General features: G+C 61.4%; 1 protein-coding gene. It reads right to left on the bottom strand.

The window, feature by feature from the left end:
- Window positions 1–1,514: IS1634 family transposase (locus tag DDA93_RS16035; protein WP_165802669.1), on the bottom strand; the 1,514-nt coding region annotated here is incomplete at its 3' end.
- Between the last annotated feature and the right edge of the window lie 119 nt (window positions 1,515–1,633).

Here is a 1,633-nt window from a genome sequence, read left to right as displayed (position 1 = left end):
TGGCCATCAACTTCGATCGTTGCTGATCGGGCGGTCCGCAGAGTGCGGACAATCTTCTTGATCGATAACCCTGTGGTGTCTTGCAGGTGCCGGCTGATGGCCAGCGCAGCGAAAACAATAGTCAGGTGCGCCTCGATGGCGTCGCGTCTATGGTGGAAGACTGGTCTGGCTTTGAGGTCGCTCTTGGTCATCCGGAAGGATGCTTCGACCTGCCACAGGTCGTGGTACGCGTTGATCACCGCTGTGCCGGGCATCTTCGCGGTGTCCAGGTTCGTCACGTACCCCTTCAGCCCCGAGAGCTGCCTGGCCCGGTCAATAGTTCCCTGGTCGAGTTCCTTGTGCGCGCCGGTGACCTTCAGGAACCGGGCTTTCTTCAACGGTGCCTTCCCGGCGGCGATGCGCTCAGCCTTCTCGATCATGAGGTTGATGTTGCGGTCATCACGCTTCTGACGTTTGAACGACCACTGGTAAACAATCCGCCGCTCCCGTGCCGCTTTTCCGACGCCCATGACCCGGGTGGATTCCAGGATCTGCCCGTTCTGGAAATGATTGCCGTGGCGCTGAAAATGCTCGGCCAGATCATACGGTGCTTTCGTCAGCCGCGACCCGACGATGAAGGAAAACCCGGCATCTTCGAGCGCGTTCAAGTTAGCGGCCGAGAGCATCCCCGCGTCAGCGACGACGACCATGTTTGTGACCCCGTGGCGTTCCTGAAACGACGTCAACACCGGGATTAGGGTGGTCGTCTCAGCCTTGTTCCCTTCGAACAGGTGCACTTCCAGGGGGAAGCCGCCCGGATCGACCAACAAACCGACCTGGACCTGCGGATCGATGCGGTGTTCCTTACTCATCCCGACCTTGCGCAGGTCATCCTCATCCTTGTTCTCAAAGTGCAGTGTAGTGACGTCGTAAAGCACCATCGCGGGGCGACCGGTGGTACGCGCCGAATGCGCCAAGGCGGCCCGGGCGAGCTGGCCACGGTAATCACCTACTTGGCATCGACCCAACGAACGGAACAGCGTGCGCAGGCTCGGGCATGGAACGCCCATCTCATCAAGAACTCGAACGGTGTCCGCCTTGGACGTCGGCTCGATGATTCGCGCCAGAACCATCGCGGCGAACGCCTCATCGCCCAGGACATCGAATCCCAGTCGGGTGTACGCGCTTCTCAACACGTCCCAGAGCACCAACGCGGACGTGGAAACGAGCCGCCCACCACCGCGAACCATGCGCGGGCGTCCTGAAGAAGACGGTGCAGGCAAAGACCGCGGCGCCCTCCAGTCCGCGACGTCCTCGATGCTGGCCGCTACCCGCGGCAGTTCCCCTAAATCGAGTGTCTCCTGCCCGGGAAAGAGCCGGGCCTGAGCCGCTGCTAGCAACAGCGCGAGATCGCCATCAGTATGCGCGGAGCCGACATGATCGATCTCCACGACCCGGCGTCCCTGGCGCGACACGATCTGGACCGCGACCGCTCCGGACGCGGTCCTCACCTTCCGCACAAACCGGGAAACCACCAAGCCAACGCTACCGACTAACAGGGTTTTTAGTGACCCTTTCACCCACAACCCGACCGCAAAATCGCAGGTCAACGCCATACGCCCACGAAATACCCGCGAAGGTGGCACGAGTCAGG

The sequence above is a fragment of the Arthrobacter sp. Bz4 genome (assembly GCF_003075455.1).
Lineage (GTDB): Bacteria > Actinomycetota > Actinomycetes > Actinomycetales > Micrococcaceae > Arthrobacter_D.
This window is presented reverse-complemented; position numbering and strand designations above follow the sequence as displayed.